A 17,337-nucleotide genomic window follows, 5' to 3' on the forward strand; every position below is an offset into this window, starting at 1 on the left:
CAGGCATCGGCGCACCATTGCCGGTGGTAGCGTGGCGCTCCTTTCACAGGAGTCACGACCATGCTCGACTGGAATGCCTATCGCAAGGAACTGAAGGGCCGCATCGGAGAGATCGGCAAGCTCTCGCCGGACACGGTCAAGGGCTACGCCACCCTGGCCAATGCCGGTGCCCAGACCAACCACCTGGATGCCAAGACCCGTGAGCTGATCGCATTGGCGGTGGCGGTGACCACCCGCTGCGACGGCTGCATCACCGTGCACGTGGACGCTGCGCTGAAGCATGGCGCCAGCCGCGAGGAAATCGCCGAAGCACTGGGCGTGGCGGTGTCGCTCAACGCCGGCGCGGCGCTGGTGTACTCGGCGCGGGTGATGGACGCGGTGGCTGCGCACGAGAACGCGTGACGCTTCATCTGTAGAGCCGAGCCCATGCTCGGCTGCTGTCCGGCCAGCCGAGCATGGGCTCGGCTCTACAGGCAGTCAGCGCAGCTGGCTCTCGGCGAATTCCCAGTTGACCATCTGCCAGAAGGCATCCAGGTAACGCGCGCGATCATTCTGGTAATCGGTGTAGTAGGCGTGCTCCCAGACATCGCAGCACAGCAGCGGGGTGCTTTCGCCGGTCAGTGGCGTGCCGGCGTTGCGGGTGGCCTGGATGCCGAGCTGGCCACCGGGGTGCTGCACCAGCCACACCCAGCCCGAGCCGAACAGGCCCAGCGCGGTGCGGTTGAATTCCTCGCGCAGGCGCTGCGCATCACCGAACTGGCGCTTGACCAGCTCGCCCAGCCGGCCCTGCGGCTCGCCGCCGCCGCGCGGGCGCAGGCACTGCCAATAGAAGCCGTGGTTCCAGGCCTGGGCGGCCGCATCGAACAGCGTGCCCTGGGCATGGCGCACGATCTCTTCCAGTGACGCCTCCTCCCACTCGGTGCCGAGAGTGCCGGCGTTGACCGCGTCAACGTAGGCGCGGTGGTGGCGGCCGTGATGCAACTCAACGGTCTGCGCGGACAGGTGGGGCTGCAGGGAGCCGGGGAGGTAGGGCAGGGCAGGCAATTCGACGGGCATGGACAGGTTCGTGGCCAGGGGGGCGGCGGCAGCCTGTTCCATCCGCTTACAATGGCGGCTACCGTGGGCAGTCTAGCCGACCATCACGGTCGGTTTGTCCGGCGAAGCAAGGAGTGTGGTTGTGGCGGTAATGCAGCAAATCCAGGCCGAGGTCGATCGTTACCCGCTCGTGCTGTTCATGAAGGGCACCCCGCAATACCCGATGTGCGGCTTTTCCAGTCGCGCCGTGCAGGCGTTGATGGCAGCCGGCGCCGTCACCCTGCGCACTGTCAACGTGCTCGAAGAGCCGGAGATCCGCGCCAACCTGCCGCGCTTTTCCAATCTGCCGACCTTCCCGCAGCTGTTCATCAATGGTGAGTTGATCGGCGGCTGCGACATCGTCATGGAACTGTTTGAATCCGGCGAGCTCAAGCGCATCGTCGAAGAGGCGACCCAGGGATGAGTGCCTGGCCGTCGACGTCACCGACTGACGGGGCGATCGATGGCCGCCCGTTGCAGGATCGCGTCGTACTGGTCGCCGGCGCCGGGGGAGGGCTGGGCAGTGCCGCGGCGGTCGCCGCAGCTGCAGCCGGGGCCACCGTGGTCCTGCTGGGACGCAAGCCGCGCCGGCTGGACCGGGTCTATGCCCAGGTCCAGGCGGTCGGTCCGGAACCGCTTCTGTACCCGTTGGACCTGGAAGGCGCCAGCCCCGATGACTATGCCGAACTGGCCCAGGCCCTGCAGCGCGAGCTGGGGCGGCTGGATGGACTGCTGGTCTGCGCCGCGCATTTCCCCGGGCTGACTCCGTTTGAACTGGCTGACCCGGCCAGTTTCGCCCGTGCGGTCCATGTCACCCTGACCGCGCCGGCCTGGCTGGCCCAGGCCTGCCTGCCGCTGCTGCGGCAACGCGAGGATGCCGCTCTGGTGTTCGCGGTCGATGCTCCCGAACGGGTCGGACAGGCCTATTGGGGGGGGTATGGCGTGGCCCAGCACGGCCTGCGTGGCCTGATCGCCAGCCTGCACGATGAACTGGGCCGTAGTCCCATCCGGGTCAGCGGCCTGTACCCCGGCCCCCTGCGCACGGCGCTTCGGGCCCGCGCCTATTCCGTGGACCAGGACCCGGCTGCGCAAGGCCCGGAAGCCGCGGCGGCCGCTGCGGTGACCCTGCTGTCCGCCGCTGGGAGCGCCTGGCGCGGGCAGATTCTCGATGCCAGTGAGACGCCTCGGGAAAGGTGAGCCCCGTGGGAAGGCGGAGTGAAGAACCCGTCACGATTGCGTTGCGAACCGGTGCCGTTTGTCGCACAACCGTCACATTGATGGCGTAGCGTGTTAATCTAGTGTTAACCGTTAGGGCTGCCTTCAGCCGAGCGGTAGGGAACCCCAGATAACTCTCCGATCAGCCACCCGCAGGGCTGCTTGGATGCGCTTTTTTTCCGCCATCGCCAACTCGCATCGAGGCTACCGAAAAATGACCCACCCACTCCGGATGTCCAAGCTTACCCTTGGTCTCGTGGCTGCACTTGCTGCCGCTCCCGCCTTCGCCCAGAGCAGCACCTCCGCCGGTGTCGGCGGCCAGGTGATGTCCGCTGCAGGCCAGCCTGTCGCCGGCGCTGAAGTCACCATCACGCACACCGAGTCGGGCACTGTTTCGCGTGCCACCACCGATGCGTCGGGCCGATACAACGCGCGCGGCCTGCGCGTGGGTGGTCCGTACACCATCACCATCACCAAGTCCGGTGAAGGCACCAAGACCGAGGAAGGTGTCTACCTGAACCTGAACCAGGTCAACACCGTCAACGCCAACCTGGGCGGTGACCTGGCTGCAACCAACCTGGACGCGGTGAACGTTGTTGCCACCGCCGGCGGCCTGGACCTGTTCAGTGCCAACAAGATGGGCACCGGCACCAACGTGACCCGCGAAACGATGGATGCGCTGCCGTCGGCCAGCCGCAACATCCAGGACTACGTGCGTCTCGACCCGCGCATCTCGCAGGTCAGCAAGGCGGACGGCGCGATCTCGGCCGGCGGCCAGAACACCCGTTACAACGCCATCCGCATCGACGGCATCAGCGCCTCCGATCCGTTCGGCCTGGGTTCCAACAACCTGCCGACCGAGCGTCAGCCGGTGTCGATGGACGCCATCCAGGAAATCAACATCGACCTGGCCAACTACGACACCACCATCGCCGGTGGCACCGGCGCGGTGATCAACGCCGTGACCAAGTCGGGTACCAATGAATTCCACGGCACCGTGTACGGTTCGTACCGCGACAAGGACATGGTCCGCTCGCGCCTGGAAGGTGACAAGCAGGACTTCAACGGCTTCGAGGACGAGAAGACCTACGGCATGACCTTCGGCGGCCCGATCGTCAAGGACAAGCTGTTCTTCTTCACCAACTATGAAAAGTACGAGCGCTCGGCTGCCGGCGTCGCCCTGAGCGACACGCCGATCGGCCGTGGCACCATCACCCAGCAGCAGATCACCGACGTCCAGAACTTCCTGGGCAAGCTGGGCTACGACCCGGGCAGCCTGACGGCGCCGAACAGCAAGACCGAGATCGAAGAGTATGCGGTCAAGCTGGACTGGAACATCAACGAGAACCACCGTGCGGCCCTGCGCTACAACAAGATGGAGCAGAACGTCGTTCGCTTCCCGCAGGTCAGCAGCAGCGCCATCTCGCTGAGCAACTTCTGGTACCAGCAGCCGACCCAGTACGAAACCTGGATGGGCGAACTGTTCAGTGACTGGTCCGAGAACTTCTCGACCGAGTTCAAGGTCTCGCACAAGGATTACTCGGCCAACCGCGTCCCGCTGGTCGACATGCCGCAGATCCGCATCAAGTCGGGCAACGATTCGCTGTACGTCGGTACCGAACAGAACACCCACGTCAACATCGTCGAGTCGAAGGAACTGAGCGCCTTTGGTGCCGGTACCTGGTACATCGGTGACCACACCGTCAAGTTCGGCTTCGATTACTCGAAGAATGACCTGATGAACTTCTACGGCCGCAACCTCAACGGCGTGTACGAATTCAACAGCGTCAACGATTTCCTGGCGGGCAAGGCTTCGCGCTACCAGCTGCGTGCTCCGCGCGCCGATGGCAGCCGCAGCGACATCCCGGCCGACTTCACCCTGAAGAACACCGGCGTGTTCGTGCAGGACACCTGGGCGATCAACTACAACCTGAACCTGATGTTCGGCGTGCGCATCGACATGCCTGACTTCAGCACCCAGCGCCTGTACAACCCGCGCATCGAGCAGCTGTACGGCTTCAACAATACCAAGCTGGTCGACAAGAACCTGGTGCAGCCGCGCGTCGGCTTCAACTACACCTTCGACAGCGATCGCCCGACCCAGCTGCGCGGTGGCGTGGGCCTGTTCGGCGGCGCCGCCCCGAACGTATGGCTGGCAGGTGCCTACCAGAACACCGGCCTGAACTACATCGAGTACGACGAGCGCAGCATCCCGGCCGGTGCCTTCACCCCGGACGGCAACAACCCGTACATCCCGGCCGGTGGCCCGGCTTCGGCCCGTCAGAACGTTGACATCATCGCGCCGGGCACCCGCCTGCCGTCGGTGTGGAAGGCCAACCTGGCGTTCGACCATGAGCTGCCGTGGTACGGCATCGTGGCGTCGGCCGAAGTGCTGTTCACCAAGGTCAAGGACGGCATCTACTTCGACCGTCTGGACGTGTCGGCGCCGACCGCCTTCGGTCAGGATGGCCGCGCGATCTACTGGAACGCCGCTGGCCGCAATCAGGCCAATACCCGTATCGACAAGGGTGTCGACTACGGCATGTCGACCGGTACCAAGGGTGCTGTTGACCGCGCCAACCGTCCGTCCGACATCGGCGATGTGCTGGTCCTGCGCAACACCGACAAGGGCCGCGGCACCCAGGCCACCTTCTCGCTGGCCAAGCCGCTGACCGAGAACTGGGGCTGGTCGCTGGGTTACACCTACACCAAGTCGACCGAGGTCAGCCCGCTGTCCAGCTCGCAGAACACCTCGAACTGGAACAACACGCTGATCTTCAATGCCAACGAGAACGTGGCCTACAACTCGCGTTATGCGATGAAGGACCGCGTCACCGGCACCCTGGAGTGGAAGCACAACTTCTTCGGTGACAACGCCACCCGCGTCGGCCTGTTCTACGAAGGCCGTTCGGGCCGTCCGTACAGCTACATCTTCTACAACGATGCCAACGGCGACGGTGCTGCCACCAACGACCTGTTCTACGTGCCGAAGGGTCCGGGCGACGTGCTGTTCACCGGCGGTGCCGCGATGGAGAAGCAGTTCTTCGACTGGCTGGCGCAGAACCCGGAACTCGATGCCTACCGTGGCAGCGTGGTCCCGGCCAACCGCCACCGCGCCTCGTGGGTCAACAGCTTCGATGTCCGCGTCAGCCAGGAATTCCCGGGCTTCATGAAGGGTCACAAGGGTGAAGTCGCCCTGGACATCATGAATGTCGGCAACCTGCTGAACAAGAAGTGGGGCCTGATCGACGACTACGGCTTCTACTCGACCCGTCGCGTTGCCAACTACGCAGGTATCGATCCGGCCACCGGCAAGTACGTGTACTCCTTCACTGGTTCGACCGACAACCCGTCGGTGCAGGAAAACAACAACGACAAGGGCAACACCGCCGTGTCGCGTTGGTCGATGCAGCTGACCCTGAAGTACAAGTTCTGATCCGTCAGCGCTTGAAGTGGTAAGTGGAAACGGCCGGGGAAACCCGGCCGTTTTCCGTTCAGGCGAAAGTTCTTGCAGGGTGTCGGGCAACGGCGTAGCATCCAGAAATGTGCGCGGTGCCAACGCCGCCGATGCGGTCCCGGAATGGCGAACGCGGGCAGCACACATCCAACGGTCGGGCTTCCCGGCCGTTTTGCTTTTTAAGGGGGCGGCAGTACAGTCGGAAACCTTGAAGGAAGCGAAAAATTGGATATGACCACGAACGAAAAATCAGCCCGTGCGCTGCCGGTACAGGATGCGCGGATCTACCCGCGCGGTGGGCTGGACGTGCTGTCGCGGGCCGAAGTGGCACGCCTGCGCGATGCCTCCGCCGGCGGCATGCATGAGCTGCTGCGCCGCTGCGCGCTGGCCGTGCTGACCAGCGGCAGCGCCTCGGACGATCCGCGCGCGGCGCGCGACCTCTACCCTGATTTCGACATCCAGGTGGCGCAGCAGGATCGCGGCGTGCGCATCGATCTGGTCAACGCACCGGCGATGGCCTTCGTCGACGGCGAGATCATCCGCGGTGTCGCCGAACTGCTGTTCGCCGTCGTGCGCGACCTGGCCTACATGGCCATCGAAATGGGCCCGGCCTACGCGGCCGAGCTGGAGTCATCCGAGGGCATCACCAACGCGGTGTTCGGCCTGCTGCGCAACGCGCGCATCCTCAATCCGGGCGACCCGAACCTGGTGGTGTGCTGGGGCGGACACTCGATCTCGCGCGACGAATACCTGTACACCAAGCAGGTGGGCTATGAGCTGGGCCTGCGCGGCCTGGACATCTGCACCGGTTGCGGCCCCGGTGCGATGAAGGGCCCGATGAAGGGTGCCACCATCGCCCATGCCAAGCAGCGCCGTACCGTGACGCGTTACATCGGCCTGACCGAGCCGGGCATCATTGCCGCCGAGTCGCCGAACCCGATCGTCAACCACCTGGTGATCATGCCGGACATCGAGAAGCGCCTTGAGGCCTTCGTCCGCATCGGGCACGGCATCATCGTGTTCGCCGGTGGCGTCGGTACCGCCGAAGAGATCCTGTACCTGCTCGGCATCCTGCTGCGCGAGGAGAACAAGGACCTGCCGTTCCCGCTGATCCTGACCGGCCCGACGGTAGCGGCACCGTACTTCGAGCAGATTGATCGCTTCATCCGCCTGACCCTGGGCGATGCGGCTGCCGAGCGCTACGAGATCATCATCGGCGACCCGGTGGCGGTTGCGAAGAAGATGGCCACCGGCATCAAGCGCGTGCGCGAGCACCGCCTGGCGCAGAAGGACTCGTTCTTCTTCAACTGGTCGATCGAGATTCCGTGGGAGTACCAGCAGCCGTTCGTACCCACCCACGAAGCGATGGCGGCGCTGGACCTGCACCACGGGCGTGCCCCGCACGCGCTGGCGGCCGACCTGCGCCGCGCGTTCTCGGGCATCGTCGCCGGCAACGTGAAGGAAGACGGCATGCGCCGCATCGAGCAGTTCGGGCCGTTCCAGATCCACGGCGACCCGGACATGATGCAGGCGCTGGATGCGCTGCTGCGCGCCTTCGTCGAGCAGCGCCGGATGAAGATCTCCGGCGAGTACCAGCCCTGCTACCAGGTGCTGGCCTGAACCCGGGCCGGCGTGATGGGGATCGCGCCGGCACTGGCAGGGGAGGGCGGGTCGTCAAGCCTTTGACGCCCGTCGCCCCGGATTGACCGTTCATCCTGCCGCCGCTTGCCGGTGGCGGGGCGATGGCCCATCGTGGCCACCAACACGCTGGGGAGCGTCCAATGTCTTTGCGCCGGCAAAACGGCTTCACGCTGGTTGAACTGATGGTCACGCTGGCCGTCTTCGTGGTCCTGGCGTCGATCGCCTATCCGAGCTTCCGCGGCATGATCCGCTCGAACCGGCTGGCGACCGCCAACAACGAGCTGATCGCGCTGGCCAACCTGGCCCGCAGCGAAGGCATCCGCAACAGCAACGGTGGCGGCGTCTGTGGCAGCGCCGATGGCAAAGCCTGTGATGGCGACTGGTCCAAGGGGGTACTGGCCTGGTCGGACCTGGATGGCGACGGCCAGATGGGCAGCAATGACGTCGCGCTGCGCTTTTCACAGGGCAATCCGCAGCTGAGCGTAGTTGGCCCGCCGGGCGCGGTCATCGCCTTCGACGGGCGCGGCCGGCGCAGGGCGGTCGCCGATCAGACGCTGGTGCTGTCGCCGGATGCGTGCAAGGCCGGCGAATCGAAAAGCACGTTGACGATCAACCAATCCGGCCAGGTCCGGGTGACCAAGGGAACCTGCTCATGAGCCGCCGCAACCTGGCCCGCCCGCGTTCGTCGCAGGGGGGCTTCAGCCTGATCGAAGTGATGGTGGCGGTGCTGATCCTGGCATTCGGGCTGCTGGGCTTCGCCCTGCTGCAGACCACCAACGTCCGCTTCGTGCAGAGCGCGAACTACCGCACCCAGGCGACCAACCTGGCCAACGACCTGATCGAACTGATGCGCGCGCAGCGCACCGACACCCTGGCCGGTGGCGCCTATTCCTCGGCCTCGTTCTCGGCCGGCTCGGTGAAGCCCAGCGGCGCCTGCGCCTGGCCGACCGGCGCCGCCGTGACGCCGCAGGCGAACGTCGCGCGCTGGCAGTGCGAGGTCGCACGCACGCTGGGCGAGAAGGCCAGCGCACAGGTGACCTTCGTGCAGAGCACCGGCGAGGTCACCGTGGCCATCAGCTGGGGTGACCAGCGCTGGGATCCGAAGGACCCCGACAGCCTTACCACCTTCGGCCTGACGACCTTCCTGTGAACATGCCCATGAGTCCAATTTCGCGCACCCGAGGCCTGTCGCTGATCGAACTGATGATCGCCATGGTCATCGGCCTGGTCCTGATGCTGGGCGTCACCCAGATCTTCATCGCCTCGCGTGCGGCATCGCGCCTGTCCGAAGGTGCGGCCCGTACCCAGGAGAACGCGCGCTTCGCGCTGGACTTCCTGCAGCGTGACCTGCGCATGGCCGGCCACTTCGGCTGCGTCAACGACCAGGCTCATGTGGTCAAGAACACCGGCGATGTCGGTTATCACCTGGGCATCAGCTCGGGCAGTGGCGACCCGCAGGATTTCTCGGTTCCGGTGCAGGGGTATGAGGCAGCAGGTACGGCGCCGGGCGCCACCCTGACCCTGGGCCGCGCGTGGAGCGCGGCGCAGTCGGTGCCGAAGAGCATCGCCAACCTCAAGCCGGCGCCACTGCCGGGCAGCGACATCCTGGTGCTGCGCCTGATGAGTCCGGAAGGGGCCGTGGTGACCGGCATCTCCGTGGCCGCGGGCGCGACCACGCTGACCGTCTCCAGTGATGGCATGGCCCGGCTGAAGGCCAACGCCGCAGGTGCGCCGACGGTCTTCGGCATAGCCGACTGCACCCGTGCCGACGTGTTCCCGGCCACCATCAGCGGTTCGACGGTGAAGGTGGACAAGGTCGACCTGAGCAACTATTCGATCAACAACGCGATGACCATGCTGTATCGCGCCGATGGCATGGCGTACTACATCGCGACCAATCCCAATGGCGAGCCGGCGCTTTACCGGGCACGCGCGAATGGCGCCGGCGGCTACGCCGATGGCGAGGAGCTGGTGGAAGGCATCGAGAACATGCAGTTCCTGTACGGACTGGATGCCACCCCGGATATCGCCCTGCCCACGCCGCCGACCGGTCGCATCGTCGACCAGCGCGTGGCCAGTGCGGTCAGCACCGGTACCGATGCCACCGCCGCAGGGCAGTGGCGCCGCGTCGGCATGGTGCAGGTCGGCCTGCTGGCGCGCAGCCCGCAGCGTGCGTCGGCCGAGGCACCGGGCAGCGCGGCCACCTATCCGGCCATCCTCGGGGTGGGCTTTGCCCCGGCCGATCCTTACGACCAGCGCCATCGGGGCGCCTATGAAGCGTCCGTTGCGCTGCGCAACCGCTTGTTCGGGAACTGACGACCATGCGCACTCATCCTTCCTCCCGACGCCGTCCCTTCGTTGCCCACGCACGACAGCAGGGTGCCGTTCTCTACGTCGCGCTGATCATGCTGGTGCTGCTGGCCCTGCTGGGCGTCATCGGCATGCAGGTGGCCGGCATGCAGGAGCGCATGGCGGCCGGCTACCGGGCGACCAACATGGCGTTCCAGAACGCCGAAGGCGCGGCACGCAGCGCCGAGAACGCGGTGGAGAACATCGCCAATCGCAAGGATGCCGGTGCCAATCCGGCCGTAGCGTCCGCCGACATCAGCCAGCAGTGCGATGACGGCTTCGATCCGTCGGCCTGGGTCGCGAAAACCAAGCTGGGCAGCAAGCCGGCCATCTATGTCCGTGAGATCCAGGGTTGCATCCAGGGGGAGGGTGCGCTGGACATGGGCAAGTCGGTGGAGAAGCCAACGCCGGTCTACCAGATCACGACCTATGCCGGTGATACCACCAGTGATGCGACGTCGCGTGCGGCGATCGATACCGTATTCAAGCTGTGAGGGTGGGGAACCCATGAACACTCGCAACCGCAGGATCCTGGCAGGCGTTGGCCTTGCCGTGTTGGCCGCTGGCGGCTATCTGGCGCATACCTTGTTTGCCGCACAGGCGCAGGGCGTACTGGCACAGGAGCCGATGAACGTGCAGACCCGCGCGACACCGGCGTTCATCATGGCGGTGGACGATTCGGGTTCGATGAACTTCGAGCGCATGTTCCCCGGTGGTGACGGCCGCATGCGCTGGAACAGCAACACCAACAGCTTCTTCAACAACGACGGAAGCTTCTTCAGCGTGGGCTCGGCGTGTGCCAACAACTCGGTGGACTGTTACCTCTACCTTTACCCGCACGCGGAATTCAACAAGGAGTATTCACCGGGCCGGGCCATTCCGCCGTTGGACATCTACGGTTTCGCGCGTTCGCATGTCTACAACGCCAGTTACTTCAATCCGGCAGTGACCTACCGGCCGTGGACCAATGCCGACGGCACGCTGTGGCCGAATGCCTCGATCACCCAGACCCGCGCCGATCCCCGGTCCGGGCAGCGCGGCTACAATGCCGTGTACAACATGACCGTCAATCGCGCCGAGACGTCGGAGAAGTTCCAGTTCGTCAGCGGCATGCGGATTCCCGACCTTTCCGGCACCGGCAATGAATACTATGTCGACAGCTGGCGGGATGGCGGGTGGAAGACCGCTGCGATCAGCAACACCGGCAATACCACATACGCGATCAGCTACTTCCCGGCCACCTTCTACCTGCCGGCCGCAGCGCCTACACCGGACGGATACAAGACCGACGACGCCAGTCGCCCGGTGATCAAGGATGCCTGTGGTCCGGGCTGCGACCTGCGCCGCTACCAGATCAAGTCGGGCAACTACTCGAGCCCGGCCGCCTACAACGCCGCGATCCAGAATTTCTCCAACTGGTTCCAGTATCACCGCAATCGCGTGCTGGCCATCGTCGGTTCGTCGACTGCCGCCCTGGTGAGCGTCGATACGATGCGCGTGGGCTACTTCACCATCAACAAGCTCAGCAACGCGACCATGTATGACATGGTCACCAATCGTGCCGATCTCTACAAGCAGATCTACACGCTCACCGGCAATGGCGGCACGCCCAACCGCCGCGCGGTTGAATATCTGGTCGACCAGTTCCGTCGTACCGATGCCGACGCCCCCGTGCAGCTGGCCTGCCAGCGCAATGGCGGCATGCTGTTCACCGACGGCTACACCAACTCCGGCAATGCACCCAACGGATCGTTCGGTGATGCGGACTCGGTGAATTCCACGCACCTGCCGTCCATTCCGTTCGCCGATGGCTACAGCAATACCATCGCCGACATCGCGGCGGCGGCCTATGCCGGCGCCCGCACACCCCTGCGCACCGGCACCAGCTTCCCGGCCGGCCAGGTGCCGGTCAGTGACAAGTGCAGTTCGCTGGACAAGAGCAGCCCGGACTGGAAGCGCCTGGACTGCCAGACCGACCTGCACATGAACTTCTACGGCGTGACCCTGGGCGCGCAGGGCAAGATCTATGGCGTCAACCAGGCAGCGACCGACGATCCCTACAAGAACCCGCCGAACTGGGCTGGCAACGGCAACCCGCTGAATGTCGACGACGGTACGGTCATCGATGAACTGTGGCACGCGGCCGTCAACAGCCGTGGCGAGTTCATCAATGCGCAGACGCCGGCCGACGTCACCGAGGCCATGCGCCGGGTACTGTCCTCGATCACCGGTGGTGCGTCGCCTTCAGGCACGATCGGTATCAGTGGTGCACGCATCGGTACCGGTTCGCTGGCGGTCACCCCGCGTTATGACATCACCAACAGCGGCACTGATTGGTCGAGCAAGCTGACCGCGTCCAGCGTCAAGGTCAACGCCAACCAAGTGGCCGAGCTCACCGAGGTGTGGGAAGCCTCCAGCCGCCTGACATCGTCCGGCCGCCGGATCGTCGCCAACAAGCTGGGTTCGCCCGTGGATTTCAACAGCGCCCGCATCAGCCTGCAGGACCTGTGCAGCAAGCCTGACGGCAAGTACGCGACGATGCTGGTGTGCTCCACCGACAAGCTGACGGCGATCAAGGCTGATCTGGCCAGCGCGATCAACTATCTCAGTGCCGACAGCTCGACCGAAGTCCGCAACGGTGGCAAGTATCGTGACCGCACCACGCCGCTGGGTGACATCGTCAATTCGGCGCCGGTGGTGAGCTCGCCGCTGGACGACTACGGTTACCGCCAGTTGGGTGGCACCTACGCAAAGAGCTATACGGACTACCTGGCCACCAAGGCCAAGTCGCAGCGGTACATGGTCTATGTCGGCGCCAATGACGGCATGCTGCACGCCTTCGACGGCGGCATGAAGGCCGATGCCAGGCAGGACGGCACCGGTGGCACGGAGAGCTTTGCCTACATCCCGGCCACCGCGCTGGGCCACATGGCCAACCTGCTGTTCCCCTACAAGTCCGACACGGCCGACCAGACCTTCCGTCATCGTTACTACGTCGATGGTCCGGTGACGGTGTCCGATACCTTCAACGGTACCGCCTGGCAGACCAGCCTGGTAGGCACCACGGGTGCGGGTGGCCGTTCGGTGTTCGCACTGGACGTCACCACGCCGGGCAGCTTCGGCACCGGCAACGTGCTGTGGGAAATCAGTGACATCAATTCGTCGCTGCGGGATGAGGTGCGCAACAACATCGGTTTCGTGCTGGGCAAGCCGGTGATCGTGCCGGTGAAGAGTGGCACCGGCGTGGCCTGGAAGGCGATCTTCGGTAATGGCTACGGCAGCGCCAACGGCAAGGCGGTGTTGTTCGTGGTCGATATGGCCAGTGGCGACATCCGGATGATCGAAGCCGTCGAGGGTACCTCGGGCGCTGGCATCTCCGGTGACAACGGATTGGGCAATGTGGTCGTTGTCGATCGTTGGACCGGTACCAACCAGGATGCGCGCGGTCGTGATGGCCTGGCCGACACCGTCTATGCCGCCGATCAGCGTGGCGCCGTGTGGAAGTTCGACCTGACCAGCAGTGCGAATACCACGTTGACCGTGCCGATGTTCACCAGCCAGGTTGCCCAGGACTCCTCCAACAGGACCTACCGTCAGCCGATCACCGGTGGCATGACCGCCGCGACCGGTCCTTCGGGCGGCGTGATGCTTTACTTCGGCACCGGCAGCTTCTCCTTCACCAGCGACAAGGATGACAAGTCGCAGCAGGCGCTGTACGCCGTGAACGATCTGTCGGGCAAGACGGTGACCTCGACGGTGACCGCTGCCAACCTGGTACCGTACACGGCCGCGGCCGCCGCTGCAGGCGTTGATGAGCGCAAGATCACCGCGGGTGCGGCGCCGGCCAACGCCCGCGGCTGGATGATCCAGCTGCCTGCCCGCAACGGTGAACGCGCAGTAGGTAACCCGATCCTGGTCAGTGGCATTGTCTTCATGCCGACCTATGTACCCAACATGGAAACGGTTGGCTGTTCGACCAGTGGTTCGAACTGGCTGTTCGGGTTGTCGTCGATCAGCGGCCTGCCGATGCTGGAGAACGTCCGTTATGGCTCGCCGACCGGTAGCCGACCCGCCTCCGGCACCGCGGCCATTGCATTGAAGACAGGAGGAACCGCGCCGGTGCGTGACGTTTCGCTGTCGGTGTTGCCACGTCCGACGGACAACAAGGCACCGCCCGGTGGCAGTTCCTGCTGGATGGCGGTGGGTGCTGCGGGCAGCCAGTCGCTGTATCTGCCTTACCCGTGCGGTCGCCAGTCCTGGCGCCAGCTCCAGTAACCCAAGTGCGAGGATCCACGCCCATGTTGCACACTCCCATGCCTCGCCGCGCGGCTGGCTTCACGCTCATTGAATTGATGATCGTGGTGATCGTCATCGGCATCCTGGCGGCGATCGCCATTCCGTCTTACCAGGAGTACGTGCGCCGATCGCATCGCGCCGTGGTGAAGGCGGACCTGGCCGAGTATGCGCAGCGTGCGGAGCGCTACCACACCAGCAACAACTCCTACACCGGCTACGCACTGCCGACCAAGGTGTCGCCGCGTGATGGAGGGACTGCGCGCTACAACCTGGATTACAAGGGAGACGGCACCAGCTTCACCATCACCGCCACCCCGCAGGGCACGCAGGCCAAGGACAGCTGTGGCAAGTTGAGCGTGGACCAGGCCAACCGCAAGACGGCCGACGGTGGCGTTGCCAGCTGCTGGTGAAACAGGTGTTGATCTTCCTGTAATCGACCAGTACAATGCGCCTCCCCGCCCGAATAGCTCAGCCGGTTAGAGCACTTGACTGTTAATCAGGGGGTCGTTGGTTCGAGTCCAACTTCGGGCGCCAGACACTGCAGAAGCCGCGAGAAATCGCGGCTTCTGCTTTTCTGCGCAGGCATTCAGCAGGGTGTATCGCGGTTCACGCGCTCGCTCCGGACGCGGCCGCCATTGTTGACGATCAATGCGCCATGCAGCTGGTTGCCCGCGCAGATGCGCAGGGTCAGGTTGGCCCCCGGGCTGCGTCCATCTGCCTGGAAGAACAGCAGCGGTCGCCCGCTGCTGGCCTGGGCAAGGATCGAGACGTCCGAGCGCCCGGTGTGGTGGCTCAGGATCGCCTCCGGCGAGGCAGGCTCCCCGCGCTGGTCGCCGCTGCGGTAGATGATCCAGCCGGCGCTCCAGTCGTCACTGCAGTGCCGGCCATCGACACTGGCGCAGAGGCCGATCAGCTCCCGTCTGCGCACGGCCTCGCTGCGTGCGCCGGACAGGCTGGCATGCAGGGTCAGTTGCAGTGCATCGGCGCGTTGCCGCAGCAGCAGGGGCTGCAGCGCCGGCCAGGACGCGGCCAGCAGCACCGCCAGCACAGTGATGACCACCAGCAGTTCGGTCAGGTGCACGCCCCGCGCAGAGCGGGGGCCGAGCGGGCAGGGGGCTTGGGCAGTGTGCATGCATCCAGCCTCCGCGCCCGGCTGTGCGGCCGCCATCGGGAATCCCCGTAGCGGTCTGCCCGGCAACCCCTCAGCCGGCCGTCACTCCTCGCCCCGTATACTCACCCTTCCCGGGAACTGGCAACACCATGAGCGACAGTTTTGAACTTGTCTCGCCGTATTCGCCGGCGGGCGACCAGCCCAACGCCATCGCGAAGCTGACCAGCAACTTCGAGGCCGGCATCGCCAAGCAGACCCTGCTGGGCGTGACCGGCTCGGGCAAGACCTACACCATCGCCAACGTCATCCAGAACGTTCAGAAGCCGACGCTGATCATGGCACCGAACAAGACGCTGGCGGCGCAGCTGTATGGCGAGTTCAAGGCGTTCTTCCCGCACAACGCGGTGGAGTACTTCGTCAGTTATTACGACTACTACCAGCCCGAAGCCTACGTGCCGTCGTCGGACACCTTCATCGAGAAGGACAGTTCGATCAACGAACACATCGAGCAGATGCGGCTGGCCGCGACCAAGACCCTGCTGTCGCGCCCGGACGCGATCGTGGTGGCCACGGTGTCCGCGATCTATGGCCTGGGTGCGCCGGAAGACTACCTTTCACTGCGCCTGATCCTGTCCAAGGGCGAGCGCATCGACCAGCGCGACCTGATCAACCACCTGACCCAGCTACAGTACACGCGCAATGAGTACGAGCTGCAGCGCGGTACCTTCCGCGTGCGCGGCGAAGTGATCGACGTGTTCCCGGCCGAGTCGGACAGCGAAGCACTGCGCCTCGAACTGTTCGATGGCGAGGTCGAGAAGATCACCCTGTTCGACCCGCTCACCGGCGAGACGCTGCGCAACATGCAGCGCTTCACGGTCTACCCGAAGACCCACTATGCGACCACGCGCGAGCGCGTGCTGGCGGCGATCGAGACGATCAAGGTAGAGCTGAAGGAGCGGCTGGAGCAGCTCTACGCGCAGAACAAGCTGGTGGAGGCGCAGCGCCTGGCCCAGCGCACGCAGTTCGACCTGGAGATGATGGCCGAGGTCGGTTACTGCAACGGCATCGAGAACTACTCCCGGCACCTGACCGGCAAGAATGCCGGCGAGCCGCCACCGACCCTGTTCGACTACCTGCCGCCGGATGCGCTGCTGGTGATCGACGAATCGCATGTGACCATCCCGCAGATCGGCGCCATGTTCAAGGGGGACCGCTCGCGCAAGGAAACCCTGGTTGAGTTCGGTTTCCGCCTGCCGTCGGCGCTGGACAACCGCCCGCTGCGCTTCGAGGAATGGGAGGAGCGCTGTCCGCGCAGCATCTACGTGTCGGCCACGCCCGGGCCCTATGAACTGCGTGAAGCCGGTGACGAGATCACCGAACTGGTGGTGCGCCCGACTGGCCTGATCGACCCGGTGGTGGAGATCAGGCCGGTCGGTACCCAGGTCGACGACCTGATGAGCGAGGCCAACGCGCGCATCAAGGCGGGCGACCGCGTGCTGGTCACCACGCTGACCAAGCGCATGGCTGAAAACCTCACCGAGTACCTCACCGAACACGGTATCCGCGTGCGCTACCTGCACTCGGACGTGGATACGGTCGAGCGCGTGGAGATCATCCGCGACCTGCGCCTGGGCAAGTTCGACGTGCTGGTCGGCATCAACCTGCTGCGCGAAGGCCTGGACATGCCCGAGGTATCGCTGGTGGCGATCCTCGATGCCGACAAGGAAGGCTTCCTGCGCTCCACCGGCTCGCTGATCCAGACCATCGGCCGCGCCGCACGCAACGTGCGTGGCAAGGCGATCCTGTACGCCGACAAGATTACCCGCTCGATGCAGGCGGCGATCGATGAGACCGACCGGCGCCGTGCCAAGCAGGTCGAGTACAACGAAGAACATGGCATCGTGCCGCGCTCGGTGGCGCGCCCGATCGTCGATGTCCTTGAAGGCGCGCGTTCGGATGCCGCCGAGAAGGAAGCCAAGAAGGGTAAGGGCAAGGGCCGGGCGGGTGTGGCCGAAGAAGCGGCCGACTATCGTTCGCTGTCTCCGGCGCAGCTGGCGACCCGTCTCAAGGCGCTGGAACAGCAGATGTACCAGCACGCCAAGGACCTGGAATTCGAGGATGCCGCACGGGTGCGTGACCAGATCCGGCAGCTGAAGGAAGCCAGCCTGGGCTGAACGTGGCAGTGCAGCATCAT

Annotated in this window: 14 protein-coding genes and 1 tRNA gene; 13 read left to right on the forward strand and 2 right to left on the reverse strand. The window is 65.0% G+C overall.

The features are described 5' to 3' along the window. Positions 1–60 precede the first annotated feature (60 nt). Complete coding sequence (locus RCF13_RS24220; protein ID WP_019659022.1) at positions 61–402, forward strand: carboxymuconolactone decarboxylase family protein; 342 nt, start codon at positions 61–63, stop codon at positions 400–402. Between the two features lie 75 nt (positions 403–477). On the opposite strand, the gene RCF13_RS24225 is transcribed toward RCF13_RS24220, so the two are convergent. Next, positions 478–1,056 (reverse strand): superoxide dismutase, encoded by a 579-nt coding sequence (locus RCF13_RS24225; RefSeq protein ID WP_032954072.1) that lies wholly within the window; start codon positions 1,054–1,056, stop codon positions 478–480. A gap of 121 nt (positions 1,057–1,177) precedes the next feature. Here RCF13_RS24225 and grxD point away from each other — a divergent pair, with 121 nt between their 5' ends. From grxD to RCF13_RS24280, 11 genes are all read left to right on the forward strand, one after another. Further along, complete coding sequence (grxD, locus tag RCF13_RS24230) at positions 1,178–1,498, forward strand: Grx4 family monothiol glutaredoxin (RefSeq protein WP_005415957.1); 321 nt, start codon at positions 1,178–1,180, stop codon at positions 1,496–1,498. Continuing rightward, positions 1,495–2,271, forward strand: a complete 777-nt coding sequence (locus tag RCF13_RS24235; protein ID WP_231352648.1) for an SDR family NAD(P)-dependent oxidoreductase — start codon at positions 1,495–1,497, stop codon at positions 2,269–2,271. Before grxD ends, RCF13_RS24235 begins: the two co-directional genes overlap by 4 nt. Positions 2,272–2,503: 232 nt before the next feature. Then, the gene (locus RCF13_RS24240; protein ID WP_082783292.1) at positions 2,504–5,725 is read left to right on the forward strand and encodes a carboxypeptidase regulatory-like domain-containing protein; all 3,222 of its coding nucleotides are present in this window, start codon (positions 2,504–2,506) and stop codon (positions 5,723–5,725) included. 252 nt (positions 5,726–5,977) lie between these two features. Continuing rightward, the gene (gene ppnN / locus RCF13_RS24245; protein ID WP_019659018.1) at positions 5,978–7,366 is read left to right on the forward strand and encodes a nucleotide 5'-monophosphate nucleosidase PpnN; all 1,389 of its coding nucleotides are present in this window, start codon (positions 5,978–5,980) and stop codon (positions 7,364–7,366) included. A 161-nt stretch (positions 7,367–7,527) separates the two neighbouring features. Further along, positions 7,528–8,043: a Tfp pilus assembly protein FimT/FimU gene (locus RCF13_RS24250; RefSeq protein ID WP_005415961.1), complete on the forward strand. Its 516-nt coding sequence runs from the start codon at positions 7,528–7,530 to the stop codon at positions 8,041–8,043. Next, complete coding sequence (pilV, locus tag RCF13_RS24255) at positions 8,040–8,537, forward strand: type IV pilus modification protein PilV (RefSeq protein WP_005415962.1); 498 nt, start codon at positions 8,040–8,042, stop codon at positions 8,535–8,537. Before RCF13_RS24250 ends, pilV begins: the two co-directional genes overlap by 4 nt. 8 nt (positions 8,538–8,545) lie before the next feature. Then, positions 8,546–9,703: a PilW family protein gene (locus RCF13_RS24260; protein ID WP_005415963.1), complete on the forward strand. Its 1,158-nt coding sequence runs from the start codon at positions 8,546–8,548 to the stop codon at positions 9,701–9,703. 5 nt (positions 9,704–9,708) lie between these two features. Beyond that, a complete protein-coding gene (locus RCF13_RS24265; protein WP_134968947.1) occupies positions 9,709–10,230 on the forward strand; it encodes a PilX N-terminal domain-containing pilus assembly protein in 522 nt (173 codons plus the stop codon). A 13-nt stretch (positions 10,231–10,243) separates the two neighbouring features. After that, a complete protein-coding gene (locus tag RCF13_RS24270) occupies positions 10,244–14,011 on the forward strand; it encodes a PilC/PilY family type IV pilus protein (RefSeq protein WP_231352649.1) in 3,768 nt (1,255 codons plus the stop codon). Positions 14,012–14,034: 23 nt separating this feature from the next. Further along, positions 14,035–14,442: a type IV pilin protein gene (locus RCF13_RS24275; protein ID WP_005415966.1), complete on the forward strand. Its 408-nt coding sequence runs from the start codon at positions 14,035–14,037 to the stop codon at positions 14,440–14,442. A gap of 47 nt (positions 14,443–14,489) precedes the next feature. After that, positions 14,490–14,566 (forward strand) — tRNA-Asn (locus RCF13_RS24280). Positions 14,567–14,618: 52 nt separating this feature from the next. Here RCF13_RS24280 and RCF13_RS24285 read toward each other — a convergent pair. After that, positions 14,619–15,164, reverse strand: coding sequence for a GspH/FimT family pseudopilin (locus tag RCF13_RS24285; RefSeq protein WP_134968948.1), 546 nt, complete (start codon positions 15,162–15,164; stop codon positions 14,619–14,621). Positions 15,165–15,292: 128 nt separating this feature from the next. Between RCF13_RS24285 and uvrB the strand changes: the two genes are divergently transcribed. Next, positions 15,293–17,317, forward strand: a complete 2,025-nt coding sequence (gene uvrB, locus RCF13_RS24290; RefSeq protein ID WP_061478487.1) for an excinuclease ABC subunit UvrB — start codon at positions 15,293–15,295, stop codon at positions 17,315–17,317. The last annotated feature ends 20 nt before the right edge of the window (positions 17,318–17,337 follow it).

This window comes from Stenotrophomonas maltophilia group sp. RNC7 (assembly GCF_030910085.1).
GTDB classification, from domain to species: domain Bacteria; phylum Pseudomonadota; class Gammaproteobacteria; order Xanthomonadales; family Xanthomonadaceae; genus Stenotrophomonas; species Stenotrophomonas sepilia.

Coding starts and splice junctions, on each gene's coding strand:
- RCF13_RS24220 (WP_019659022.1), top strand. CDS start 61: ATGCTCGACTGGAATGCCTATCGCAAGGAACTGAAGGGCCGCATCGGA.
- RCF13_RS24225 (WP_032954072.1), bottom strand. CDS start 1,056: ATGCCCGTCGAATTGCCTGCCCTGCCCTACCTCCCCGGCTCCCTGCAG.
- RCF13_RS24235 (WP_231352648.1), top strand. CDS start 1,495: ATGAGTGCCTGGCCGTCGACGTCACCGACTGACGGGGCGATCGATGGC.
- RCF13_RS24240 (WP_082783292.1), top strand. CDS start 2,504: ATGACCCACCCACTCCGGATGTCCAAGCTTACCCTTGGTCTCGTGGCT.
- ppnN (WP_019659018.1), top strand. CDS start 5,978: ATGACCACGAACGAAAAATCAGCCCGTGCGCTGCCGGTACAGGATGCG.
- RCF13_RS24250 (WP_005415961.1), top strand. CDS start 7,528: ATGTCTTTGCGCCGGCAAAACGGCTTCACGCTGGTTGAACTGATGGTC.
- pilV (WP_005415962.1), top strand. CDS start 8,040: ATGAGCCGCCGCAACCTGGCCCGCCCGCGTTCGTCGCAGGGGGGCTTC.
- RCF13_RS24260 (WP_005415963.1), top strand. CDS start 8,546: ATGAGTCCAATTTCGCGCACCCGAGGCCTGTCGCTGATCGAACTGATG.
- RCF13_RS24265 (WP_134968947.1), top strand. CDS start 9,709: ATGCGCACTCATCCTTCCTCCCGACGCCGTCCCTTCGTTGCCCACGCA.
- RCF13_RS24270 (WP_231352649.1), top strand. CDS start 10,244: ATGAACACTCGCAACCGCAGGATCCTGGCAGGCGTTGGCCTTGCCGTG.
- RCF13_RS24275 (WP_005415966.1), top strand. CDS start 14,035: ATGTTGCACACTCCCATGCCTCGCCGCGCGGCTGGCTTCACGCTCATT.
- RCF13_RS24285 (WP_134968948.1), bottom strand. CDS start 15,164: ATGCACACTGCCCAAGCCCCCTGCCCGCTCGGCCCCCGCTCTGCGCGG.
- uvrB (WP_061478487.1), top strand. CDS start 15,293: ATGAGCGACAGTTTTGAACTTGTCTCGCCGTATTCGCCGGCGGGCGAC.